Source organism: Pseudomonas marincola (assembly GCF_900116605.1).
Lineage (GTDB): Bacteria > Pseudomonadota > Gammaproteobacteria > Pseudomonadales > Pseudomonadaceae > Aquipseudomonas > Aquipseudomonas marincola.
In genome coordinates this window covers 1-23,950 of record NZ_FPBC01000019.1, presented here as the reverse complement: position 1 = coordinate 23,950, position 23,950 = coordinate 1, and the positions used below count along the sequence as shown (strand labels likewise).

Sequence of the window (23,950 nt, the reverse complement as noted above, 5' to 3'; positions counted from 1 at the left end):
CCGCTGCAAAGGCTTACATCTCCCAGATCATGTTCACAGCTGCATAACGGCCAGGCTGTGAATAACGGTCCAGTGACGGGCTGTCGGCGGTCAGGCTGCGCACATCGCCCCACTGCCAATACTGCTTGTCGGTGAGGTTGTAGAGGCCGGCGTTAACCGAGAACTGCTCGCTGACCTGCCAGTAACCGTTGAGGTCGAGTGTGCCGTAACCGGCGGGCTCGAACTGGTTAGGGATTGCCGATTTGTCGACGCGCTCTTTGGCGGCCACCAGCGTCCACGCCAGCTCGCCACCGAATTCGCCGTTCGGCGCGTCGTAACCCAGGCCGATAACGCTTTTAAGTGGATCGACGCTGTTGATCGGCTGGCCGGTGTCTTCATCACGACCGCGCGCATAGGCGATAGCGCCGCGCAGGCGGGTGCCTTCAGGCATGCCATAGCTGCCCAGGAACAAGTCCCCCTTGGCCTCTGCGCCACGGATCGTCACTTTGTTGAGGTTCTGGTACTGGAATGTCAGCGGAATGCCGTTGCCGGTCGGGTCGCTGCTCAGAGAGACCTGCTCGATGAAGTCATCGTACTCGTTGTAGAACAGGGCGAGGCCGAAGCTGCCTTGGTCAAACTTGCCGCGCAAGCCCAGCTCGTAGCTGTTGCTGGTTTCGGCTTCGAGGTCCGGGTTGGCAATGGTTTGATAGCCAAAGGCTGAGTTTACAAACTCGCCGAATACATCGACCGGATTCGGCGCGCGGAAGCCTGCCGCATACTGGCCGTAAACGCTGTAGGCGTCGTCGATCTGATAACTGACGGCAAGCTTGGGTGACAGCGCGTGGTCATCGTAATTGTCTGGGTTGGTGTTCACCGGAACACTGTTGAGGTATTCCTGGGTCACGTCCGGTTTCATTTCGTAGTAGTCGTAGCGCAAGCCCGGCAACAGGGTCCAGCGGCCAATTTCTATGCTGTCTTGAGCAAACAGTGCGTACTCGTTGGCGGTTGGGTCCGGGAAGTCGCTCAGCGGGAAGTTTTCACCGCCAAACGACGGCGGGGTTGGCAGGCCCGTGGCTGTGTACACCTCTGAGCCACGGCGCAGGTCGCTGCTTTCAAGGTGCTTGATGTCGAAGCCGTAGATCACCTGATGCTGTGCATCACCGGTGGCGAAGGCCTTGTCGAATTTGTTGTTGAGTGTCCACAGTTCTTCGCGGTACTTGGAGTCGCGGGTGCGCTCACGGAAGGTTCCGGCACTGAAGCGGTCCTGGAATGTTTGCTGACGAATCAGGCTGTCCTGATAACTCAACTGCCATTCAACGCCATCGGTGATCGCGCTCGATAAATCGAACTGGTGCTGCAAGCTGAAGCGTTCGCGGTCGGTGCTGTCCACCGCGTCCGAGGTCCGGGTTGTGCCGGTGGTGGCGTAGTCGCTGAGGATTTTGGTGTCGGCCTCGGCGTTGAAACGCTCATAGGTGAACTGCAGACGGTCGGTCTCGTTGTAACTCCAGCCGAGTTTGCCGAGGAAGTTTTCGTTGTTGAAATCCTGCGGGTTGGCTTCACCCCGGCCACTGCCGATGCCGCTGGCGCCGCCGTAAGTATCGGTTGCCTGGCCATCGCGGCGACCCAGATGCAGCAAGCCGTCGAACTGGCCCTGGCGCCCGGCAAATGTGGCGCTGCGCTGCCAGCTGTCATCGCTGCCGTCGTAACCGGTCTTGAAGCGCAGATACGTGTCGTCGCCGTCTTCCAGATAATCCCCCGCATCTTTGGTCAGGAAGCTCACTGCGCCGCCGATTGCATCGCTGCCATACAGCGAGGATGCCGGGCCGCGAATGATCTCAACCTGCTTGACCGTGTCGAGGTCGACGTAATCACGGCGCGCATTGAGGAACGGGCCAAAGGTGAATGCGTCCGCAGTGGGCACGCCGTCTACCTGGGTGAGGATGCGGTTGTCGCCGATGCCGCGGATATTGAAACCGCTAAGACCAAACCGGCTGCCTGTTCCGCTCACCGTAACACCCGGCTCATAACGCACCAGGTCACTGATGTTGTTGATGTTTTGCTGGTCGATCTGGCGTTCGTCCTGCACCGAAACGGTACTCGGGACCTTATCCAGTGTGCGCTCGCTGCGGGTGGCCGTGACCGACACCGTGTCGAACTGAGTCACTGCAGGTTCCGCAGCGTGAGTCGCTGAGGCGCCGAGCAGCAAAAGTGGCAGCCAGGGACGCAGGGCAAAGGGTGGACGTTGCATAGGTAGCTCCTGATTAGCACGGGTGATTTTGTATTCACCTTGGATGGCAGGCGCAAAATGCTAATGGGATTGACATGCATATGCAAATGATTATCAAATGGATTTGAATTTAATAATTATGGCGTTGTCATGCTGCGTTGGCCGTTGTTTCTCCTGCTTTCACTGGCAGCCCATGTGGCTGCCAGTTGGCTTTTGCGTGAGCCGGTGCAACCGCTCGCCGGCCAGCAGGGGGATGCGCCGCAAGTGCTGCGGATCGCCGCGATTCAGTTGCAGGCCGCCGCCAAACAGGAACCCGTTGCGCCGCCGTCCGCTCCCGCGCCAGAGCCGCCACCGGCAGTTGCCACCGCCAAGCCTGTTGGCGAGCCTGTTAGCACGCCAGCAGTCAAAACCCCGGTTGCGCCGGTGCCCGTGGCCAAGCCAGTAGTCGCCGCCCCCAAGCCTGCTGTCGCCGAACCCAAACCCAAGCCAGTTGTAGCGCCTGAACCTGCGCCGCAAGTTGCGTCCGCCAGTTCGGCCCAGCCCTCTGCGCCGGAACAAGCCGCCGGTAAAGCAAAAGCACCGGCAACAGCCAAACCCGTTGCGGCGCCCGTGACCCAAAGCCCCGAGCCGGTAGAGGTGGTGAGCCATCAGCCGAGCTTTCTGCAGCCGCCGAAACCGCCGAGCTATCCCGCCACAGCGCGGCGCAGGAATCAGGAGGGCACTGTATTGGTTGAGGTGCGCCTTGATCGCAATGGTGCACAGCGCGATGTGCAGGTGCTGCGCTCATCGGGGGTCAGCAGCCTTGATCAAGCGGCAGTGAAGGCGGTTTCTGGCTGGCGCTTCAAACCCGAGACAGTTGCAGGTCAGCCCGTGCCCAGCCGGGTGCAAATTCCCATCGCGTTTGCACTTGCGGCGCGACGTTGAACAACAAGACAGGAGTGCTTATGCAAACGTTAACCAACACCGACGTGACTACAGCGAATTTGTATCAGGCCTGGCAGGCCTTGCGCCAAGCGCAACCGCGTCTGCGCGCCCGCGATGCAGCGGCTCATTTGCAGGTGAGTGAGGGTGAGTTGGTCGCCAGTCGTCTGGGCGTCGACGCCATCCGCCTGCGCCCCGAGTGGAAAACCTTGCTCCCGGCATTGGGTGGGCTGGGCTTTATCATGGCCCTGGCTCGCAACGAGCATTGCGTACATGAACGTAAGGGCTTTTATCGTGATGTAACGGTGATGGCCAGTGGGCAGATGGGCTTGGTGGTGTCTGCCGATATCGACCTGCGTTTGTTCCTCGGCGGCTGGGGCAGCGTTTTTGCCATCGAAGAGCAAACCGATAAGGGCGTGCAGCGCAGCATTCAGGTGTTTGATCGCCAGGGCATGGCGGTGCATAAAGTGTTCCTGACGCCCACCAGCAACGTTGACGCGTGGGCACCGCTGGTGGCGCAGTTCCGCTGTGAAGAGCAGTCTGCCGATCTGCAATTGCAGGCGTTACCGGCCGCTCCAGAGCCAGTTGCAGATGAGCAGATTGATGTCGCTGCACTGCGCGATGGCTGGGCCAGCCTGCAAGACACTCACCATTTCTTCGCGCTGCTGAAAAACTACGGCGTTGCACGTACCCAAGCCCTGCGCCTGGCCGGACACCAATGGGCAGAGCCGTTGGCGACCAGCGCACTGCCGGAATTGTTTGAGCAGGCGGCAAGCGAGGCGGTGCCGATCATGGTGTTTGTCGGCAACCGGCACTGCATTCAAATTCATAGCGGGCCGGTGAACAACCTGCGCTGGATGGACACGTGGTTCAACGTGCTTGATGCCGATTTCAACCTGCACCTGAAAACTCTGTCGGTGCATGAACTATGGCGTGTGCGTAAGCCGAGCAGCGATGGTGTGATCACCAGCTGGGAAGCGTACGACGAAAACGGCGAGATCATCGTGCAGTTGTTTGGTGCGCGTAAGCCCGGCGTCCCTGAGTTAACTGCCTGGCGTGATATCGCCGAGCGCTGCCCGCGCCTGGAGGCCTGACATGCTTGCCCTGCTGCAGAACATGGGGCCGCTGGCGTGGCCTTTGGCGCTGTGCTCCGTCATCGCCTTGATGTTGATCCTTGAGCGGTTGAGCGTGTTCCTGCGCTTGCCGCCCTTGAGTGTCTCTGCCGGCAAGGCCGCCGTAAGTGCGTGCCGCGACTGCGATAAACAGGCGTGCCACGGCGCCGTGCGCGGCTGGCGATATGGCCTGGCCTTGCTGCTGGAACACAGCGCTGCACCCAGCCAGCAGCGTGAAGAGGTGCTTGGTTGCTGGCTGCTGGAGGAGCGTCGCAGGCTTAATCGCCAGTTACGCCTGCTGCAACTGATTGCAGTGCTCGCGCCGATGCTCGGGCTGTTGGGGACCGTGCTGGGCATGCTCGAAATGTTCGCCAATATTGCCGGACAAGATCGTCCCGTGACCCCCGCTTTACTCGCCGATGGTTTATGGCAAGCCTTGTACACCACGGTGTGGGGCCTGTTGATTGCGATCCCGTCAATGGCTGCTGGCCAAGGCTTCGCGCTATGGGCGGAGCGATATCTGGAGGCTGTGCAAAACCTGCTCAATCGTTGTCATCTGGCAATTGATGGCCTGAATCTGGACCTCACGCCAAGTGCATCCCGTGTGCAGTGGGCGTTGCCATGATTCGCCTGGCGCAGTCATCACCCAGCGGCATCAGCTTGCTGCCTGATCTGACGCCGCTGCTTGATGTCATCTTTATTGTCTTGGTGTTTTTCCTGCTCACCGCGCAAACGCCGCTGCTTGAGTTGCCCATGCAAATGGCGCAAAGCCAGGAGACGCTTGAGCCGGCTGTTGCGGGCGGTGAGCGGATGCGCATCCAGCTCGATGAACAGGGCAATTGGCGGTTTAACACGACCGACTACGACAGTTTTGCGGCGCTACGCAGCCAGCTGTTGAGCAATCTCGGCGAAGTCAAAGCAGCAGGGTTGGATATCGCCCTCGATCGCCGAGCGCCACTGACTACATTTCTCGACCTGATGGCCATGCTCCAGCAGCACGGCATTGAGGACAGTCGAATTCTATTGGAGCCTGTCAAAGATGCGCCTTAGTCTTTCTATATTGTTGAGCCTGATCATGCCGGCCGCTGCGTTCGGCGCTGAAACCTTGCCGCAACGCTGGCTCAGCGCCGGCGGCTCGTTAACCGAGTGGGTTGTGGTATTGGGCGGTGAGAGCAAGCTGGTTGGCGTCGACACCACCAGTCAGCACCCTGCAACAGTGACCAAATTACCGAGCGTGGGTTATCAGCGTCAGCTGTCTGCTGAAGGTATCTTGTCGCTCAATGCCGACGTGCTGGTCGGCACGGAAGAGATGGGCCCGCCGCCGGTGCTTGAGCAACTGAGTGCGGCAGGGGTGCGCATCGAAACCTTGTCCGCCAAGTCGGATGTAACCGTACTTGAGCATAATTTGCAGCGCCTTGGCAGTTTGCTGGGCGATGAAGCCAAGGCGCAGGAAGTGTTTGCGCACTACCAGCAACAGTTAAATCGTCAGGCACAATGGGTGAGCGCCGCGCAAAGTAAGCAGGCGGCGCCACGGGTATTGTTGCTGCTGGGTAATGCCGGCGGTAATCCAATGGCAGCTGGTGTTGATACCGGTGCGAATTGGCTGATCGAGCAGGCCGGAGGTCACAACGTGGCGACCCACGCCAGTTATAAAGGTATATCTAATGAGGCCTTGCTGGCGCTCGACCCTGAAGTATTGATTGTGGCGGATCGGCGCTTGCGCGGTGATGAGGCCAAGCAAGCCTTGTTGAAAAGTAACCCGGCGCTAGCGGCCACCCGCGCGGCAAAGGCCGGGCGGATTGTGGTGCTGGACCCGACGCTGTTAGTCGGTGGGCTGGGGCCGCGTTTGCCGGAAGGGCTGGCGGCCTTGTCTGCAGCCTTTTATCCTGCCAGCCAACCTTTGCTTGTTGAAGCCCACGCCAACTTATGAATCCAGTCCTCCGACCGCGCTCACTGTTCATCGCACTGGGCGTATTGCTTGCACTCGCATTCTTCTTGTCCCTCGCACTGGGGCCAGTCAGCTTGCACCTGCTGGACAGCTTGCAAGCGCTGTTACGGCTGGTTGGCGTGCCGGTAGGCGACGACACGTTAGAGCAGGCGCAATTGATTATTGGCCAGATTCGCATGCCGCGGACGCTGCTCGGATTATCGGTGGGCGCGGTATTGGCGTTATGCGGCGTGGCCATGCAAGGGCTGTTTCGTAATCCGCTTGCCGACCCCGGTTTGATCGGTGTTTCCAGCGGCGCGGCACTCGGTGCGGCCATAGCGATAGTCGGCGGCAGTTTGTTCGGCGGGATACCCGAGGCGTTCGCGCCGTATTTGCTTTCAGTGTTTGCCTTCGCCGGCGGGCTGGGCGTCACTGCGCTGGTTTACCGGCTCGGCAGACGTGACGGCCAAACCAGTGTGGCGACCATGCTCTTGGCGGGCATCGCGCTCACGGCATTGGCAGGCGCGGTGATCGGTTTGTTCACCTACCTGGCTGATGATGCGACCCTGCGTACGCTGACCTTCTGGAATCTGGGCAGCCTCAATGGCGCCAGTTATGCACGACTCTGGCCGCTGCTATTGGTCACTTTCGCGGTGGCCTTATGGTTGCCACGCCGGGCTAAAGCATTGAATGCGCTGTTGCTGGGTGAGTCGGAAGCGCGGCATCTGGGGTTTCCGGTTGAGCGGGTCAAGCGTGAGCTGGTGTTCTGTACTGCTCTCGGCGTGGGCGCGGCGGTAGCTGCAGCGGGGATGATCGGTTTTATCGGCTTGGTGGTTCCGCATTTGGTGCGCTTGCTGGTCGGGCCGGATCATCGCGTGTTGCTGCCAGCCTCGGCGTTGGCGGGCGCCAGTTTGCTGCTGTTTGCCGACCTGATCGCACGCCTGCTGTTAGCTCCGGCTGAATTGCCGATTGGGATTGTCACCGCGCTTATTGGTGCTCCGTTCTTTATTTACCTGTTGTTGCGGGGGCGTGCCTGATGCTACGCGCAGACTCAATAAATGTGCAGCGCGGTGATAGCCGTGTGCTTGAGCAGGTCAGCCTTGAGCTGGTGCCGGGCCAAGTGTTGGGCGTGCTTGGGCCAAACGGCGCGGGCAAGAGTACATTGCTCGCAGCGCTTTGCGGTGAGCTGGCGGTTTCAGCCGGTTCGGTGAAACTCGACCAGCGCGAGTTAAGCGACTGGCAAGGTGTAGAGCGAGCGCAGCGTTTGGCCGTATTGCCGCAATCGTCCACGCTCAATTTTGCGTTCAAGGTCGAAGAAGTTGTCGGCATGGGGCGTTTGCCGCATGCCACCGGGCGTGAGCGCGATCAGCAAATCATCGGCCAGGCACTGGCTGCGGCAGATGCGCAACATTTACTCGCGCGCAGTTATCTGGCGCTGTCGGGAGGCGAGCGTCAGCGGGTCCATCTGGCGCGGGTGTTGGCGCAACTTTGGCCTGGTGGAATAGGCCAGACGTTATTACTGGACGAGCCGACCTCGATGCTAGATCCCTTGCACCAACACGTTACCTTGCAAGCCACCCGCAGGTTTGCTGAGCAAGGTGCAGCCGTGATGGTGATTCTGCATGACTTGAATCTGGCTGCGCGCTATTGCGATCGCTTACTGTTGCTTGAACGCGGCGTGCCGCGTGCAATGGGGAAACCTGAAGAGGTGTTGCAGGCCGAATTGCTGCAATCTGTATTCGGGCTCGAAGTGCTGGTGCATAAGCACCCAGAGCGCGGCCATCCGCTGATTATTGCTCGCTAAGGAGTTCGCGTGCGTATAGCTATCACGTTGCTTTTGCTGTTTTTGGCGGGTTGTCAGTCCGTGCGCCCAACAGTCCCTGCGGTTCCTGACTGGCAGAGCCCGCAAGGGCGCGAGCATGCTCAACTCGGGGTAATTATTGATCTGCGCAGTGGCCAGCAGATCAGCCCTCAACAGCTGGTTGATGAGTTGGCAACGGCCGGGCATGTACTGGTTGGCGAGCAGCACGATAACCCTGATCATCACGCCTTGCAGCTATGGTTGCTCAAAGCCCTGGCCCAGTACCGGCCAACAGGCAGCCTGTTGCTGGAAATGCTTACCCCAAGCCAGCAGGGGGCTGTGGACAGCAGCCGCGCTGCGACTCAAGCCAATCAGCCACCGGCAGATTTAGCCAAGGCGTTGAGCTGGAAGGAGGGCTGGGACTGGAACTACTACGGGCCTATCGTGCGCTACGCCTTGGTACAGCCTTATCCGTTATTGGCAGCTAACCTCGACCGTGAAGAAATCATGGCGGTGTATCGTCAGCCTCCGCCGTTGGTTGGCTCAGCTTCTACCGCTGCCAGCGTGCGCACAGCGCTGCAGGATGACATTCGTGAGTCGCATTGCGGGCTGCTGCCAGAATCGCAAATGCCGCCGATGTTAGCCATTCAGCAGCAGCGTGACCGACGCATGGCCGAGCAGATTAAAGCCGCACCACAGCCCAGCATCCTGTTTGCCGGGGCCTTTCACGTGCGCCGTGATCTGGGCGTGCCGCTGCATCTGCAAGACCTTGGCGACAGCGCGCAGACTCGTGTGCTGACGCTGGCAGAAGTAGGGCGCACGGTGACCGCTCAGCAGTCCGACTTTGTCTGGTACACCGCCGCCACGCCAGAGCAGGACCATTGCGCCAAACTGCGTAAGCCATAACCTAGTCCCCCGCGGCGAGCAATTCGTCGTGGGGTCGCAGCCCTTCAGCGCAACTCTGCGCAGTCCGCTACCCATTCCGATCTCATTAGTGCAGCTTGCACGCAGAAGCGTCTTGCCGCCCTAACGTGACTTGCGCGCTCGCGGGTTGCGCCACATCTTCGACAACTCAGATACCTAAGTGATTACGGCGCGGATAAATCGCAGGCAAAAAAAGACCCGGCAAAGTGCCGGGTCAAAAACCGTGATTAGCCTGATGAGGAGATAATCTGAAGAGTCCGACTGAAGGTCTCTTGAGCTTATCAGCTGATCTCGCGACCAGTTGAGTTAATAATAACAATTATCATTTGCGTGTCAACAGTCTAATGCGATTTATTCTCAATTAAGTTTTTTGGCTGTATTTCGGCAGGTTTCTCACTTGAGCGCCGCGGCGCGCAACTGGGTGATTTCCTTGTTCAGCAGGTCGATGCGCCGGGCCATGCTCTCGACCAGACTGTGGGCGATGCGCGGGTTGTTATGCATCAGGGTGATGAACTGATCCTTGGGAATGACCATTACCGTGCACGGCTCGACGGCGATAATTGTCGCGCTGCGTTTTTCTTGGGTGAACACCGCCATAGCGCCAAAGATTTCATCTTTCTTGACGTCGCCAACCTTGTGCCCGTCGACATAGGCGTCGGCCTGGCCCTCGATAATGATGAACACGTCGTCGGCATCATCGCCCTGGTGCAGCAGTTCTTCGCCGGCAGCAAAGTGCTGAAACCCTGTCGCGGTGCGAATTTCTGGTTGCTTGAGGCACGCCAGCGCCTCGCAGAGTAAAACGGTGTGGCCGATCAGGTATTGCAGGAATAACTCCTGACGCTGCTCATCGGCGTGAATGTGCTTGAGCACCTCACTGCGCGAATACGGGAGCAGAGCCACCGGATCTTCGCTGCTGTAATGCGTTGGCGGGAATTCGATATTCTGGCGCAAGCCGAGCAGGTCACCTTGCTGCAGGTAGAACAGCGGGTGTTGATCGACGGCGGCGTGCAACAGACCGTGCTCGATCAGAAACAACTCCGTTCTCGGTAACTCCAGTGTGAGGTCATCACTGCGCTCAAGCTTGATGACCGGGCCACTTGGATCGAGACCGGCAAGTAGCTGGGTGGGAATCTGCTGCAACTTCCTGATGAGTTGTTCGGCGTAGATCGGTTGTTCACCGAGTAGGTACATGAGTGCAATTCCTTGGCTGGCTGGCGGACGAATGCCCTGACTTGAGGAAAACGATAGGCGTCCACAGTCAGCAGGTAAATCTCTCACGTTGGAGGTTGTGAGCTAGCTCTTATTGCGGGTCACAGGGTCGTCCAACTGTCCGCTCAGCTCGGCTTTTAGCGTCGGAGGTAGTTGACTCCAGTGCACATCAAGGAGTGCGCCTTCAATTGCATAGAGCAACACTTTCGAGGCGCGAAAACCGCGTGCACGCACCGCCCGGTAAGCGCTGACGGCGCCAAGCCGGCGTAAATCGTTGGCACTGTGAATTCCCGAGGCATGCAGCCATTGCGCTGAGGTCTTGCCGAGATTTTTCATCTGCTGCAATTCATCGTTCATTGCGCCTCCGTGCGTCGCCAAGCGTACGTGTTGGGGAAGAGGAACGGTGCTTACCCATTAAGTGTAGCGGCCAATCGCGCAGGTGTGGCTTTTTGCTATTGCCGGCTCTCACCGAAAGGCTGGGGGCAGCGTGAAACTGACAAAGAGCTGCTTGAGGCAGGATTTTTAGAGGCGGTCGAGACGTTGCCAAAGTTGGCTTGGAGGGGCTTGATCTGAGGAGGGGAGCGCCGGGGCAGATTCTGCCCCGGCGCTAAAGGGCGACTAAATCAGAGGCCTGGCAGGCGTTGGCGGATGCGGGCCACCAGCCCATCGAGGCTAGCGCTGCTGTTGGTTTCAACCAGCTTGCTGTGAACGCGCTCTTCTTCGGTCAAGGCTTCTCGGTTGGCTTGCTGCGCCTGCACGACTTCCAGTGTGGCGTCGGATGGGTCCTGTCCTTCAGCTTGGCGCTGTGCGAGCCAGCCGGCAATTACTTGCTCCGGAGCCTGGCAGTCGAGAATCAGGAATGGAACGCCGGTTTCCTCGGCAACACTGCACGCCGCTTGGCGCTGCACTTGCTTGAGATAAGTGGCATCGACCACAACCGGGTAGCCGGCATGCAGCGCGGCGCTGGCCAGTTTGTGCAGATGTGCATAAGTAGCTGCAGAGGCGTCGGCGGTGTAAATGCCGCTGTCCAAGGCGTTGCCGTCAGCCTGCTGCTCACCGAACAGGCGCTTGCGTTCGACATCCGAGCGTAGGCGAATGGCGCCCATTGCTTCAACCAAACGCATGGCGACCTGACTTTTGCCGACCGCAGACACGCCATGGGTGATAGCCATGAAACGCGACGGAATAGCGCTGTAGCTCTCGGCTAAGGCGGCATAACGGCGGTACTGGCGCAGGATTACGGCGCGCTCGACTGCGCTTTGCTCCTGCCCCAGACGGAACAAACTGACCTTGCCACGCACCATCGCGCGATAAGCCTTGTAGAAGTTCATCAGTTCCAGCGCGGCGTAATCGCCCGTGTGCTCAAGCCAGCCGTTGACGAAACGTCGCGCCAGGCACTTGAGACCACGGTCTTCAAGGTCCATGGCCAAAAAGGCGGCATCAGCTGTGATGTCGGTCAGGCGGAACGGCTCGTTGAACTCAATGCAGTCGAACAACGTGACCTGACCATTGAATACGGTGGCATTGCCAAGATGCACATCCCCGTGGCATTCACGGATAAAGCCGTCAGCCTTGCGTGAGGCGAGCAGAGGCTTGAGGCGCTCATAGCTGCTTTCGGCCCAGGCCTGCAATGCATCAAGCTGCTCAAGATCAGCTTTGTCGGTGAGCATCGCGCGGGCTTGCTCGAAGTTCTGCATCACCGGCGCCATCGCCGCTTCTGCTGTGCCCAGTTCATGCTCTTGCGGCACGCGCGGGGCGCTGAGATGGAAGTCTGCGATGATTTTCGCCAAGGCGTCGATGTGCTCTGTGCCCAGCTCGCCGCGTGCCTGTAACTCGCCGAGCAGTTGGCTTTGCGGGAATTGGCGCATTTGCAGCACGTATTCGATGGGCTCGCCTTCGCCATTCAACTGCGGGGCCTCGACGCTACCGGTAATCGGCAGCACTTGCAGGTAAAGGTCTTTGGCCAGACGCTGATTAAGGCGCAGCTCTTCGTTGCAGAAGTGTTCGCGGGCGCTGAGTTCGGTGAAGTCGAGGAAACCGAAGTTGACCGCTTTCTTGATCTTGTAGGCGTATTCGCCCGTCAGAATTACCCAGGAAATATGAGTCTCGACGACCTCGAAGGCCTCCACCGGATGGGGAAAAATAGCAGGGTTCTGCAGGGCTGCAATCAGGGCTTGGCTCACGGTTGATCCTTGGCGTGAATTCATAAAGTAGTGGCTCATTATGGCCGCTACGGACGGCGCTGCAAACTACTCAGCGGTGCCTGCTTGTGTGCGACAAAGTGCGTATAATGCTGCGCCATGACTCGACCTAAATCCCCCCGTTCCCGTTCTAAACGCCGTAAAACCCGTGGTTCGCGCCCCTGGCTTGGCTGGGCTGTAAAGCTTGGTCTGGTTGGGCTGGTAGTCTTTGCCGGTTTTGCGGTTTATCTCGATGCGGTTGTTCAGGAGAAATTCTCCGGCAAGCGCTGGACTGTGCCGGCCAAGGTTTATGCCCGGCCGCTGGAGTTGTTCGTCGGTGAAAAACTGTCGAAAAGCGACTTCCTCAAAGAGCTGGATGCCTTGGGCTACCGGCGCGAGAACAGCGTATCCGGCCCCGGCGCTGTGTCGGTTAACGGCAACAGCATCAATCTGTATTCCCGTGGTTTCCAGTTTTACGAAAGCGCCGAGCCTTCGCAGAAGGTCAATGTGCGTTTCTCGGGTGATTATGTTGCCGGTCTGAGCCAGGTCGGCGGTGGCAAACTCTCGGTTGCTCGCTTGGAACCCTTGCTGATTGGCGGCCTGTATCCGGCGCATCAGGAAGACCGGGTGCTGGTCAAGCTCGACCAGGTGCCGCCTACGCTGATCCAGACACTGGTCGCAGTTGAAGACCGCGACTTCTTTGAGCATCACGGTGTGTCGCCCAAGTCGATCGCCCGCGCCGTTTGGGTGAACGCCTCGTCAGGTGCATTGCGCCAGGGCGGCAGTACGCTGACTCAGCAGTTGGTGAAAAACTTCTACCTGACCAACGAGCGCAGCCTGACGCGTAAAGCCACCGAAGCGATGATGGCGTTGCTGCTGGAGCTGCATTACGACAAGAACGAAATTCTTGAGGCGTACTTCAACGAAGTGTTCCTCGGGCAGGACGGCAACCGTGCGATCCACGGTTTCGGTCTGGCCAGCCAGTACTTTTTCAGCCAGCCAATTGCCGAGCTTAAGCTTGATCAAATGGCGCTGTTGGTGGGCATGGTCAAGGGTCCGACGTATTACAACCCACGCCGCCATCCTGAGCGTGCAACGGTTCGGCGTAACCTGATTCTCGACATGCTGGCCGAGCAGGGCGTGGTTTCTGTCGAGGAAGCAACGGCGGCCAAGGCGCGTCCATTGGGCGTGACCAGCAAAGGCAGCATGGCCAACAGTTCATTCCCGGCATTCCTCGATCTGGTCAAACGCCAATTGCGCGAAGACTACAAAGAGGCTGACTTGACCGAGGAAGGGCTGCGCATCTTCACCAGCTTCGACCCGATCATGCAGATCAAGGCCGAAGAGTCGCTCACCGGCACGCTCAAGCGTCTGTCAGGGCGCAAAGGTGTGGATCAGGTTGAGGCCGGTATGGTCGTCACCAATCCGGAAACCGGTGAAGTGCAGGCGCTCATTGGCAGCCGTCAGCGGGGTTATGCAGGCTTCAACCGCGCGCTGGATGCGGTGCGTCCAATCGGCTCGCTGGTTAAACCTGCGGTTTACCTCACGGCGTTGGAGCGTCCGAGCGAATACACCCTGACGACCATGATGGAAGATAAAGCCTTCTCGGTTAAAGGGCAGGACGGCCAGGTATGGAGCCCGCAAAACTACGACCGTAAGTCGCATGGACGGATCTATCTGTACCAGGGGCTGGTCAACTCTTACAACCTGTCGACTGCCAAGCTGGGCTTGCAGGTTGGCGTGCCGAATGTACTGAAAACCTTGCAGCGGCTGGGTATGCAGCGCGAATGGCCGGCGTATCCGTCGATGTTGTTGGGTGCCGGTAGCCTGAGCCCGATGGAAGTGGCGGATATGTATTCAACCTTGGCCAACGGTGGTTTCAATACGCCGTTGCGCGGGATTCGCAGCGTGTTGACCGCCGAAGGCGAGCCGTTGAAGCGCTATCCCTACAAGATTCAGCAGCGCTTCGATCCGGGTGCAATCTACCTGCTGCAAAACGCCATGCAGAGAGTGATGCGCGAAGGCACCGGGCGTTCGGTTTACAACCAGTTGCCGCGCTCGTTGAATCTGGCTGGCAAGACCGGTACCAGTAACGACTCGCGAGATAGTTGGTTTGCAGGTTTTGGGCAGGATCTGCTCGCGGTCGTCTGGTTGGGACGTGACGATAACGGCCCAACGCCGCTGACCGGCGCAACGGGTGCATTGCAGGTGTGGACCAGCTTTATGGCTAAGGCCGACCCGCTGCCGCTGGATATGCCGCAACCGGATAACGTGGTGCAGGCATGGGTTGATCCGAAGACGGGACAGGGTTCCGATTCGAGTTGCCCGGGTGCGGTGCAGATGCCGTATATTCGTGGCAGTGAGCCAGTAGCCGGTTCTGCGTGCGGAATTCAAGCGCCGGTGGACTCTGTTATGGATTGGGTTCGTGGCTGGATAGAATAATTAAAGAGGGTTTGATGTGACTAAGTGGTTGATACCGGCTTTTACAGCGTCCCTGGTTTTGGCGGGTTGCTCCAGCGTACCGCGCGGGTCGATCCCGGTGGTTGATTCCGGTACTTCGGCGTCAGCTAACCGGATGGACAACGTCAAGGTCTATGGCTCCTCCAATGGCCAGCAAGGTTCTCAGGCGCAAGCTCAGGCTCAGGCGATCCCTGAAGATTCTGGCGTGGTGGTCATGGTGCCGGGCGGCGTGGGCGGCTCAATGCCGCTGGATACCTCATCCGCGCCGATCAGCAGCCAGCCAATACAATCCGAGCCGATTCAGATGAACTCGACTCAGGGCGATAACACGCCGTCGACCAGCAGTGCGCCAAGCATCAGCAGCTCGACGCAGAGCGCAGGTGGCCTGGCTGCAGACGAACAGCTTGATGGCCCGGTTCTGGCGCTGCTGACCACTGCTCAACAGCAGCAGGCAGGCGGTGACTTGAACGGCGCGGCTTCGAGCCTTGAGCGTGCCCAGCGCATTGCTCCGCGTGAGCCGCAGGTTCTATACAACCTGGCTCAGGTGCGTCTGGCTCAGGGTGACGCTGCGCAGGCTGAGCAATTTGCCCGTCGAGGCCTCAGCTACGCCAGTGGGCGTCCGGCGTTGCAGGCCAGTTTGTGGGATTTGATCGCGCAGTCCCGGCAGATGCAGGGCGATGCGGCAGGTGCAGCGCAGGCACGTGAGCGGGCCAAGGTTAATCTCTGATGGCCGTGCAAATAGCCGAGGTTGCCGAGTGCTTGTTGCTCATTGAGCGCGAAATGCGGGTCCAGCAGCTCTGGTCGGTCGAGCCGCCCAGCGCTGAGGCCATGGCCAGTGTTACGCCGTTTTGCGTCGACAGCATGCCATTCGAGCAATGGCTGCAGTGGATATTCGTGCCGCGCATGAAGATGATTATCGAGGCAGGCGCCGCTTTGCCCGGCGCGTCAGGAATTCAGCCGATGGCTGAACAGGTTTACGGAGAAAGCAATCCGCAAACCCGTGGTCTTCTCAAGTTGCTCGGCGAGTTTGATCAACTGATCAGCGACGCCAACTAACCCTGAGTCCGCTTAATTGCAGTTTTCGCTGATGGCCTTCTTGGCCTCGGCGATACGCTGCTGGCGCTCATCTTCGCCCAAACGGCGTACTTCCCCGTCGATCTCAGCCCGCAGGCGTGGGTTGTTCTCGAGTTGAGCCAGGCTGGTACGCACTTCGGTGCAGTACTGCTTGCGCTCGGCGGCCTTGGCGGCCACTTCAGCTTTGACCTTCTTGTCGATCTCGGCCTGTTCCGGGTTGGCGATGCTGTCGAACGTCGGCACCTCTGGCTTTTCTAGTGCTTGCACCGGCGCGCTGGTCGGGGTGTTGGTGTCGATTGTCGTCGCCTGCTGCCCGGCTGGCGGTTGCGCCCCGAAATGCGTCATACCCTGCGCATCGACCCACTTGTAAACTTGGCTGGCCATCGCCGAAGTGCTCATGATGAGCAGCAGGGTGCTGGTTAAAAATACGTGGCGCATGTTGAATCCTTAATTCGAACTGTCAGAGCTTGGAATAACTATAACCGTAATCTGTAGTTGCCCATGCTGCGCTATGTCACAACAGAAGTTTGTATATTCTGTCACGGATTACTTGACTTGCAGCGCTCTAATCCCGAACAATCCCACGCTCGCTGTAGTGGAGTCCGCCGCAAGCAGGCTTTAGCTCAGTAGAGATGAGGTGCACACCCGCGCCGACTTGTTACACCCGCAACGCGTTACCTCGCGCTGGGTGGGAAAACCCCGCAACACTTTGGGGCGTTCCCAATACTTGCTCAGTAGTAGCTGACGTAGTCGGCGACCACCGTCGCTCATGCTCTGCTTGGCAGTAAACCTATTTCAAACCGCCTTCTTCCTTGGCGGTTTCTGGCGTTTTAGAGGTGAACAACGTGGAGCTTTTATCCGGCGCTGAAATGGTCGTCCGCTTTTTGCGTGACGAAGGCGTTAAGAACATCTATGGGTACCCAGGCGGTGCCTTACTGCACATTTATGATGCCCTGTTCAAAGAACCTGAAGTGAACCATATTCTGGTTCGCCATGAGCAGGCGGCTACCCACATGGCTGATGGCTATGCACGTGCGACCGGTAAAGCCGGCGTAGTGCTGGTGACTTCCGGCCCGGGTGCAACCAACGCCATTACCGGTATTGCTACGGCCTACATGGACTCCATTCCGATGGTGGTTCTGTCGGGTCAGGTTCCTAGCAACATGGTCGGCACCGACGCGTTCCAGGAAACCGACATGATCGGTATTTCGCGGCCAATCGTGAAGCACAGCTTCATGATCAAGCACGCCTCGGAAATTCCGGAAGTGATGAAAAAAGCCTTCTACTTAGCTGAGTCCGGTCGTCCTGGCCCAGTGGTTGTCGATATCCCGAAAGATATGACCAACCCGGCTGAGAAGTTCGAGTACGTTTATCCGAAGAAAGCCAAGCTGCGTTCGTACAGCCCGGCACTGCGCGGTCACTCCGGGCAGATTCGCAAAGCGGCTGAGATGCTCATCGCGGCAAAACGCCCGGTCATCTACAGCGGCGGCGGCGTGATCATGGGCGGCGCATCCGCTCCGCTCACCGAGCTGGCGCAAATGCTCAACACGCCGGTCACCAATACCCTGATGGGTTTGGGCGGCTACCCAGGTACCGATCGCCAGTTCCTTGGCATGCTCGGTATGCACGGCAGCTACACCGCTAACCTGGCAATGCATCACGCGGACGTGATCTTCGCGGTTGGCGCACGCTTTGATGACCGTGTTATCAACGGCGCGGCCAAGTTCTGCCCGAACGCAAAAATCATCCACGTCGACATCGATCCGGCGTCTATCTCCAAGACCATCAAGGCCGACGTGCCAATTGTTGGTCCGGTTGAAAGCGTGCTGACCGAAATGGTCGCGATCCTCAAGGAAATCGGTGAAACCCCGAGCAAAGAGGCGCTGGCCAGCTGGTGGAAGCAGATCGAAGAGTGGCGCGGCAGCCGTGGCATGTTCCCTTACGAAAAGGGCGATGGCAGCATCATCAAGCCTCAAACCGTTATCGAGACGCTCAGCGAAGTAACGCACGGCGATGCATTTGTGACCTCCGACGTAGGTCAGCATCAGATGTTCGCGGCTCAGTACTATCGCTTCAACAAGCCTAATCGCTGGATCAACTCTGGCGGTCTGGGCACCATGGGCTTCGGTTTCCCCGCGGCCATGGGCGTTAAGCTGAGCTTCCCGGATGATGACGTCGCCTGTGTAACGGGTGAGGGCAGCATCCAGATGAACATACAGGAGCTGTCGACCTGCTTGCAGTACGGTTTGCCGGTGAAAATCGTCAACCTGAACAACGGCGCGCTGGGCATGGTGCGTCAGTGGCAGGACATGAATTACAACAGCCGTCACTCGCACTCCTACATGGAGTCGTTGCCTGACTTCGTCAAGCTGGCAGAGGCTTATGGCCATGTCGGCATGCGCATCACTGATCTGAAAGATCTGAAGCCGATGATGGAAAAGGCGTTCGCCATGAAAGATCGCCTGGTATTCCTCGACATTCAGGTCGACACCAGTGAGCACGTCTATCCGATGCAAATCAAAGACGGTGCAATGCGCGACATGTGGCTGAGCAAGACGGAGCGGACCTAATCATGCGACACATTATTTCCCTGTTACTGGAAAACGAACCGGGCGCTTTGTCCCGTGTGGTTGGCCTGTTCTCGCAGCGTAACTACAACATCGAAAGCCTGACTGTGGCGCCGACTGAAGACCCGACTCTGTCGCGTCTGACGTTGACCACGGTTGGTCATGATGAGGTGATCGAGCAGATCACCAAAAACCTCAACAAGCTGGTTGAGGTGGTCAAGCTGGTTAATCTTTCAGAGAGCGCTCACATCGAGCGTGAACTGATGCTGGTCAAGGTCAAGGCTACCGGTGCTCAGCGCGCCGAAGTCAAACGCACCACGGATATCTTCCGTGGGCAGATCGTCGACGTAACCAGCAGTGTCTACACCATTCAGTTGGCCGGCACGAGCGATAAGCTGGACAGCTTCATTCAGGCCGTAGGCACCGCCTCGATTCTGGAAACCGTGCGCAGCGGTGTTACCGGTATCGCCCGTGGCGACAAGGTTCTGAGCATCTGATTGTTCTGCACTAAAGAAGCCCCGCAAATTTTGCGGGGTTTTTTTTGCCTGTCATTTAATGCTGGCGATTCCAGAACGCGTTGATCAGCGGTTCTTTCAGATGTTTTTCAAGGGCAAACAGGCCGATGTCGTAAGCGGTGAGGGGCGGCTGAATATCGTAGGTGCGGATGCGTGCGCTAAGCGGACTGTTGTCGAGCACAATTTGCGGGACCACACCAATGCCAAAGCCCAGGCTGACCATGCTGACGATGGCCTCGTTACCGCTGACCTGAGCGTATATCCGGGGCTTGATGCTGTGATTTTTGAGCCAGCGATCGGTTCGTGTTCGCGCCAGCCCTTCTTCCGAGAGAATCATCGGCACATCACGCCAACTGGCTGCGCTCGGGTGCTTAACTTGCTCCTCAGTTAAAAGCTGCGGCGATTGCGGGCCAATGAAGCGCAGCGCCGAGCGGGCAATTGGCTGAAAGGCCACGCCGGTTGGCAGGCTGTCTGGGCGCGCTCCGATGGCAATGTCCTCAAGCCCTTCCTGGATACGCTCAACCGCTTTCGCCGCGTCCCCGGTGTGCAGCTTCATTTCGATGCGCGGGTATTCCTGGCGAAAGCTGCTCAAAATATCGTAGAGAAAGCTGTAGCTGGCCGTGACCGAGCAATACAGTGAAAGCTCACCTTGCAGAATCAATTGATCCTGCTTGAACGACTGGCGCATGGTCTGCCAGCCGCTTATCACCTCTGTGGCGTATTCGCGAAACTGCTGGCCCTCGCGGGTGAGTCGGACGGAGCGGTTATCCCGGAGAAACAACTGAGTGCCGAGTTCGTCCTCAAGCTGCTTGATACTGCGGCTGAGAGCAGACGGGCTGACATGATGCTCGCGGCTGGTTTTGCCGAAGTGCAGGTTGTCCGCAAGGGAGAGGAAAAGAATAAGCGAATGGCTGTTCATGTGTATTTCATATATCGGCATGTTGTGTTGCAAATATATCATTTTACGCAATGGGGGGAGGTCGCATAGACTGGCCACGTAGCGGTGCTTGCACCCACCCCTTTTTCGATTAGAAGAGCCAAGAACATGAAAGTTTATTACGACAAAGACTGCGACCTCTCCATCATCCAGGGCATGAAAGTAGCCATCATCGGTTACGGTTCTCAGGGCCACGCTCAAGCGTGCAACCTGAAAGACTCGGGTGCGGACGTGACCGTTGGTCTGCGTAAAGGCTCTGCTACCGTTGCCAAGGCTGAAGCCCACGGCCTCAAAGTTGCTGACGTTGCCACTGCTGTTGCCGGCGCTGATCTGGTAATGATCCTGACTCCGGACGAGTTCCAGTCGCAGCTGTACAAGCAAGAAGTTGAGCCGAACATCAAGCAGGGCGCTACCCTGGCTTTCTCCCACGGCTTCGCGATTCACTACAACCAAGTTGTTCCGCGCAGCGACCTCGACGTGATCATGATCGCGCCGAAAGCGCCGGGCCACACCGTGCGTTCCGAGTTCGTCAAAGGCGGCGGTATCCCTGACCTGATCGCTATCTATCAGGATGCTTCGGGCAACGCCAAGAACGTTGCACTGTCTTACGCTTCGGGCGTGGGCGGCGGCCGTACCGGTATCATCGAAACCACCTTCAAAGACGAAACTGAAACCGACCTGTTCGGCGAGCAGGCTGTTCTGTGTGGCGGTTGCGTTGAGCTGGTTAAAGCGGGCTTCGAAACTCTGGTTGAAGCTGGTTACGCGCCAGAAATGGCCTATTTTGAGTGCTTGCACGAACTGAAGTTGATCGTTGACCTGATGTTCGAAGGCGGTATCGCCAACATGAACTACTCGATCTCTAACAACGCTGAGTACGGCGAATACGTTACCGGTCCGGAAGTTATCAACGCCGAATCGCGTCAGGCTATGCGTAACGCTCTGAAGCGCATTCAGGACGGCGAATACGCCAAAATGTTTATCCAGGAAGGCGCTGCCAACTATCCTTCGATGACTGCTTACCGTCGCAACAACGCTGCTCACGGCATCGAAGTTGTTGGCGAGAAGCTGCGTTCGATGATGCCTTGGATTGCAGCGAACAAGATCGTCGACAAAGCCAAGAACTAAGGCTTTTTGCGACAGCGAAAAACGCGGCCAATGGCCGCGTTTTTTCGTTCTGTAGCCTACTTCTGGTATAAAGCCTGATCTTTAAGCGTTGTCTGGCTGTTTCAGATAAGGCCAAATGAATATCTTAATCCGTTGCAAGGTGCAGTTCATGAACGAGCGTCCCGAAGAGCAAGGCCCTACTCCTGAAGAGGAAAGTCTGCTGCCAATCGATGAGCACATTGAAGAAGGGCACGATGCTGAGGGCCGCAAGGTCCGTCACCGCGGCATCTATCTTTTGCCGAACCTCTTCACCACCGCCAACCTGTTTGCCGGTTTCTACGCCATCATCAATGCAATCAACGGCAACTTCTATGTGGCAGCGGCGACTATTTTCGTCGCCATGGTGCTCGACAGTCTGGATGGGCGTGTCGCGCGTCTGACCAATACGCAAAGCGCCTTTGGTGCTGAATACGATTCGCTGTCCGACATGGTCGCGTTCGGCGTGGCACCGGCAATCATCGCGTTCGAGTGGGCGTTGGGCAGCTTGGGTAAGGTCGGCTGGATGGTTGCATTCATCTATGTCGCCGGTGCTGCATTGCGCCTGGCACGCTTCAACACTCAAATCGGCAGCGTCGATAAGCGCTACTTCATCGGTCTGGCCAGCCCGGCAGCAGCCGGTGTGGTGGCGGGAACGGTGTGGGCATTCAGTGACTTCGGTATTGAAGGCTCGAACATGGCCTTTGTGCTGGCTGTACTGGTAGCGGCCGCTGGCATGTTGATGGTCAGTAACATCAAATATCACAGCTTCAAAGATCTCGACCTCAAGGGGCGTGTGCCGTTTGTGGCGATCCTTGCTGTGGTGCTGGTGTTCGCGGTAGTTTTCAGCGACCCACCGCGGATCTTGCTGATTATCTTCCTGGCCTATGCGTTCTCTGGTCCGGTGCAATATTTGTTGCAATTGCGTCGCCGCAAAACAGCCAAGTGATGTAATTTCTGTCAGGCTCCGCGGTCTACTCGTCTTACTACTGGTAGCTGCGGAGTCATCATGCTGATCAAGCTTCCCCCTGCGTCTGCTTGCAAAGAGTCAGACGTCACCCCCGAGTCAATTTACTTATCGCGGCGCAAGTTTGTTGGCAGCTCAATGCTCGGGCTGGCGGCTACAGCTATGCCTGTGTTGGCGCGTGCCGAAGATGCAGTCCGTTACGCTGGGGTCGAGCCTGCAAAGGCGCCGGCCTGGTTTCAGAACAAGCTTTCAAGCACGCAATGGCAGGATGTTGTAGCCAAGGGCGAAACCATCACGCCTTATGTCGACGCGACCCAGTACAACAACTTCTATGAGCTTGGCGCCAATAAAGGCGACCCAAAGGCCAATGCGGCTGCACTAAAGACCGAGCCCTGGACCGTTGTGGTCGATGGCGAAGTGGCTAATCCCGGTCGTTATACCCTCGAAGACTTCATACAACCTCATCAACTTGAAGAGCGCATTTACCGGTTGCGCTGCGTAGAGGCGTGGTCGATGGTGGTGCCGTGGCTGGGGATTCCGCTGTCAGCGTTGCTCAAACAAGTCGCGCCAACCAGCAAAGGCAAGTTCGTCCGGTTCGAGACGCTGGTCGACCGCGAGAATCTGCCGGGGCAAAAATCCAGCTTCGGGCTTATCGACTGGCCTTATGTGGAAGGGCTGCGTATTGATGAGGCGATGAGTCCGTTAGCGATTCTGGCGGTCGGTATGTATGGGCGCACGCTGCCCAATCAGAATGGCGCACCATTACGGTTGGTCGTGCCCTGGAAGTATGGCTTTAAAAGCATCAAGTCGATTGTGCGCATCAGCCTGGTTGAAGAGCAGCCGAAAACCACCTGGCAATCGCTGGCCGCCGATGAATATGGTTTTTACGCCAACGTTAATCCGAGCGTCGACCATCCGCGTTGGACGCAAGCGCGTGAACGGCGTTTGCCAAGTGGTCTGTTTAGCCCGAATGTTCGCGATACCCTGATGTTCAATGGTTATGGCGATGAAGTTGCCTCTCTCTACAGAGGCATGGACCTGCGAGTTAATTACTGATGCGTTATCCGCTTTGGCGTTTTCTGGTGTTTGTCGTCATTGCAGCTGTGCCGCTGTATTGGTTCTATCAGGCCTGGTTGTTTGCGCTCGGCCCGGATCCGGGCAAGACCTTGGTTGATCGTCTGGGCTTGGGCGTTTTGATTCTGTTGTTTATCACCCTGGCGATGACGCCGCTGCAGAAGCTGACAGGCTGGCCGGGTTGGATTGCAGTGCGCCGACAACTAGGGCTGTGGTGCTTTGCTTATGGGGTGCTGCATCTCACTGCGTATAGCGTGTTCATTCTGGGGCTGGACTGGGCGCAGTTCGGGGTAGAGTTAAGCAAGCGTCCATACATAATAGTGGGGGCGCTGGGCTTTCTCGGCTTGCTGGTGTTGGCGATTACCTCTAACCGTTTCAGCCAGCGCCGTTTAGGCAAGCGTTGGAAGAAGTTGCATCGCGTGGTATATGGCATCCTCGCGCTGGGCTTGCTGCACATGCTGTGGGTTGTGCGCGCAGATCTCAAAGAGTGGAGCCTGTATGCCTTGATCGGTGTGTTCCTGATGGTTCTGCGTATTCCGGCGGTAGCCAGGCGTTTACCGCTCATTCGCTCTAAATCAGCCGGTACTGCAATAAATCCGCAATAAACCCTTGACGGCAAAACTGAGGTGCCTATAATGCGCACCTCTTCCGGCGTCGACCTCTCGGAAAACTTCTTAGAAAACAAGAAGTTAGCTTAAAAAGAGGGGTTGCAAAACAGCGAAAGCTGTGTAGAATGCGTCGGGCTCTGAAGGGTGGTTTTAAAGCCTTTTAGAGTGATCGCCACGGTGATCGGAAGCGGTAGAAAACGAGGTGTTGACAGCGGCTTTGAACGCTGTAGAATGCGCCTCCCGCTGACGAGAAGCTGGTTTGATCGGAAGCGCAAGTGGTTGAGTAGATTGAAGAAATTCTTCGAAAAACAGCTTGACAGTAAATGAG

The 23,950-nt window shown here is 57.8% G+C and carries 23 protein-coding genes; 17 read left to right on the top strand and 6 right to left on the bottom strand.

The features are described 5' to 3' along the window. Window positions 1-13: 13 nt before the first annotated feature. Window positions 14-2,227: a TonB-dependent hemoglobin/transferrin/lactoferrin family receptor gene (locus tag BM395_RS21340; protein WP_090515517.1), complete on the bottom strand. Its 2,214-nt coding sequence runs from the start codon at window positions 2,225-2,227 to the stop codon at window positions 14-16. A gap of 129 nt (window positions 2,228-2,356) precedes the next feature. Between BM395_RS21340 and BM395_RS21335 the strand changes: the two genes are divergently transcribed. Genes BM395_RS21335 through BM395_RS21300 form a run of 8 tightly spaced genes read left to right on the top strand, consistent with a single transcriptional unit; the run spans window position 2,357 to window position 8,873 of the window. Next, window positions 2,357-3,130 (top strand): energy transducer TonB, encoded by a 774-nt coding sequence (locus tag BM395_RS21335; protein ID WP_090515515.1) that lies wholly within the window; start codon window positions 2,357-2,359, stop codon window positions 3,128-3,130. Window positions 3,131-3,150: 20 nt separating this feature from the next. After that, window positions 3,151-4,221: a hemin-degrading factor gene (locus BM395_RS21330; RefSeq protein ID WP_090515513.1), complete on the top strand. Its 1,071-nt coding sequence runs from the start codon at window positions 3,151-3,153 to the stop codon at window positions 4,219-4,221. Between the two features lies 1 nt (window position 4,222). Further along, window positions 4,223-4,864, top strand: coding sequence for a MotA/TolQ/ExbB proton channel family protein (locus BM395_RS21325; protein ID WP_090515511.1), 642 nt, complete (start codon window positions 4,223-4,225; stop codon window positions 4,862-4,864). Then, window positions 4,861-5,289 (top strand): ExbD/TolR family protein, encoded by a 429-nt coding sequence (locus BM395_RS21320; protein WP_090515509.1) that lies wholly within the window; start codon window positions 4,861-4,863, stop codon window positions 5,287-5,289. The genes BM395_RS21325 and BM395_RS21320 overlap by 4 nt, the downstream gene beginning before the upstream one ends. Next, window positions 5,279-6,169 (top strand): heme/hemin ABC transporter substrate-binding protein, encoded by an 891-nt coding sequence (locus BM395_RS21315; RefSeq protein WP_090515507.1) that lies wholly within the window; start codon window positions 5,279-5,281, stop codon window positions 6,167-6,169. Before BM395_RS21320 ends, BM395_RS21315 begins: the two co-directional genes overlap by 11 nt. Next, window positions 6,166-7,203, top strand: coding sequence for a FecCD family ABC transporter permease (locus tag BM395_RS21310; protein WP_090515505.1), 1,038 nt, complete (start codon window positions 6,166-6,168; stop codon window positions 7,201-7,203). Before BM395_RS21315 ends, BM395_RS21310 begins: the two co-directional genes overlap by 4 nt. Then, window positions 7,203-7,970: a heme ABC transporter ATP-binding protein gene (locus tag BM395_RS21305; protein WP_090515503.1), complete on the top strand. Its 768-nt coding sequence runs from the start codon at window positions 7,203-7,205 to the stop codon at window positions 7,968-7,970. Before BM395_RS21310 ends, BM395_RS21305 begins: the two co-directional genes overlap by 1 nt. Before the next feature lie 9 nt (window positions 7,971-7,979). Further along, the gene (locus tag BM395_RS21300) at window positions 7,980-8,873 is read left to right on the top strand and encodes a ChaN family lipoprotein (RefSeq protein WP_090515502.1); all 894 of its coding nucleotides are present in this window, start codon (window positions 7,980-7,982) and stop codon (window positions 8,871-8,873) included. Between the two features lie 411 nt (window positions 8,874-9,284). Here the strand turns inward: BM395_RS21300 and BM395_RS21295 are convergent, their stop codons facing one another. The 3 genes from BM395_RS21295 to BM395_RS21285 all read right to left on the bottom strand — a co-directional run bounded on the left by BM395_RS21295 (window position 9,285) and on the right by BM395_RS21285 (window position 12,283). Continuing rightward, window positions 9,285-10,082 carry a Crp/Fnr family transcriptional regulator gene (locus BM395_RS21295; protein WP_090515500.1) on the bottom strand — a complete coding sequence of 266 codons (798 nt, stop codon included), beginning with the start codon at window positions 10,080-10,082 and terminating at the stop codon, window positions 9,285-9,287. Window positions 10,083-10,184: 102 nt separating this feature from the next. Beyond that, window positions 10,185-10,457, bottom strand: a complete 273-nt coding sequence (locus BM395_RS21290; RefSeq protein ID WP_069897924.1) for a TfoX/Sxy family protein — start codon at window positions 10,455-10,457, stop codon at window positions 10,185-10,187. Window positions 10,458-10,723: 266 nt separating this feature from the next. Further along, the gene (locus BM395_RS21285) at window positions 10,724-12,283 is read right to left on the bottom strand and encodes a bifunctional aminoglycoside phosphotransferase/ATP-binding protein (protein ID WP_090515578.1); all 1,560 of its coding nucleotides are present in this window, start codon (window positions 12,281-12,283) and stop codon (window positions 10,724-10,726) included. 117 nt (window positions 12,284-12,400) lie between these two features. On the opposite strand from BM395_RS21285, the gene mrcB reads away from it, so the two are divergent. Genes mrcB through BM395_RS21270 form a run of 3 tightly spaced genes read left to right on the top strand, consistent with a single transcriptional unit; the run spans window position 12,401 to window position 15,796 of the window. Next, the gene (gene mrcB, locus BM395_RS21280) at window positions 12,401-14,722 is read left to right on the top strand and encodes a penicillin-binding protein 1B (RefSeq protein WP_090515498.1); all 2,322 of its coding nucleotides are present in this window, start codon (window positions 12,401-12,403) and stop codon (window positions 14,720-14,722) included. Window positions 14,723-14,738: 16 nt separating this feature from the next. Then, complete coding sequence (locus BM395_RS21275; RefSeq protein WP_090515496.1) at window positions 14,739-15,467, top strand: tetratricopeptide repeat protein; 729 nt, start codon at window positions 14,739-14,741, stop codon at window positions 15,465-15,467. Next, window positions 15,467-15,796 (top strand): YqcC family protein, encoded by a 330-nt coding sequence (locus BM395_RS21270; protein ID WP_090515494.1) that lies wholly within the window; start codon window positions 15,467-15,469, stop codon window positions 15,794-15,796. The genes BM395_RS21275 and BM395_RS21270 overlap by 1 nt, the downstream gene beginning before the upstream one ends. A gap of 12 nt (window positions 15,797-15,808) precedes the next feature. On the opposite strand, the gene BM395_RS21265 is transcribed toward BM395_RS21270, so the two are convergent. Next, window positions 15,809-16,252 (bottom strand): DUF4124 domain-containing protein, encoded by a 444-nt coding sequence (locus BM395_RS21265; RefSeq protein WP_090515492.1) that lies wholly within the window; start codon window positions 16,250-16,252, stop codon window positions 15,809-15,811. Between the two features lie 407 nt (window positions 16,253-16,659). Between BM395_RS21265 and BM395_RS21260 the strand changes: the two genes are divergently transcribed. Continuing rightward, entirely contained in the window at window positions 16,660-18,384 is a 1,725-nt protein-coding gene (locus BM395_RS21260; protein WP_069898531.1) for an acetolactate synthase 3 large subunit, read from the top strand. A gap of 2 nt (window positions 18,385-18,386) precedes the next feature. Then, a complete protein-coding gene (ilvN, locus tag BM395_RS21255) occupies window positions 18,387-18,878 on the top strand; it encodes an acetolactate synthase small subunit (RefSeq protein WP_069897919.1) in 492 nt (163 codons plus the stop codon). A 55-nt stretch (window positions 18,879-18,933) separates the two neighbouring features. On the opposite strand, the gene ilvY is transcribed toward ilvN, so the two are convergent. Next, window positions 18,934-19,815 carry an HTH-type transcriptional activator IlvY gene (gene ilvY / locus BM395_RS21250; RefSeq protein ID WP_090515490.1) on the bottom strand — a complete coding sequence of 294 codons (882 nt, stop codon included), beginning with the start codon at window positions 19,813-19,815 and terminating at the stop codon, window positions 18,934-18,936. 126 nt (window positions 19,816-19,941) lie between these two features. Here ilvY and ilvC point away from each other — a divergent pair, with 126 nt between their 5' ends. From ilvC to msrQ, 4 genes are all read left to right on the top strand, one after another. Then, a complete protein-coding gene (gene ilvC, locus BM395_RS21245) occupies window positions 19,942-20,958 on the top strand; it encodes a ketol-acid reductoisomerase (RefSeq protein ID WP_069897917.1) in 1,017 nt (338 codons plus the stop codon). Between the two features lie 148 nt (window positions 20,959-21,106). Further along, window positions 21,107-21,922: a CDP-diacylglycerol--serine O-phosphatidyltransferase gene (gene pssA / locus BM395_RS21240; protein ID WP_069897916.1), complete on the top strand. Its 816-nt coding sequence runs from the start codon at window positions 21,107-21,109 to the stop codon at window positions 21,920-21,922. Between the two features lie 60 nt (window positions 21,923-21,982). Further along, on the top strand, window positions 21,983-22,996 hold the full coding sequence (gene msrP / locus BM395_RS21235; RefSeq protein ID WP_090515488.1) for a protein-methionine-sulfoxide reductase catalytic subunit MsrP: 1,014 nt from the start codon (window positions 21,983-21,985) through the stop codon (window positions 22,994-22,996). After that, complete coding sequence (gene msrQ / locus BM395_RS21230; protein WP_069897914.1) at window positions 22,996-23,619, top strand: protein-methionine-sulfoxide reductase heme-binding subunit MsrQ; 624 nt, start codon at window positions 22,996-22,998, stop codon at window positions 23,617-23,619. Before msrP ends, msrQ begins: the two co-directional genes overlap by 1 nt. The last annotated feature ends 331 nt before the right edge of the window (window positions 23,620-23,950 follow it).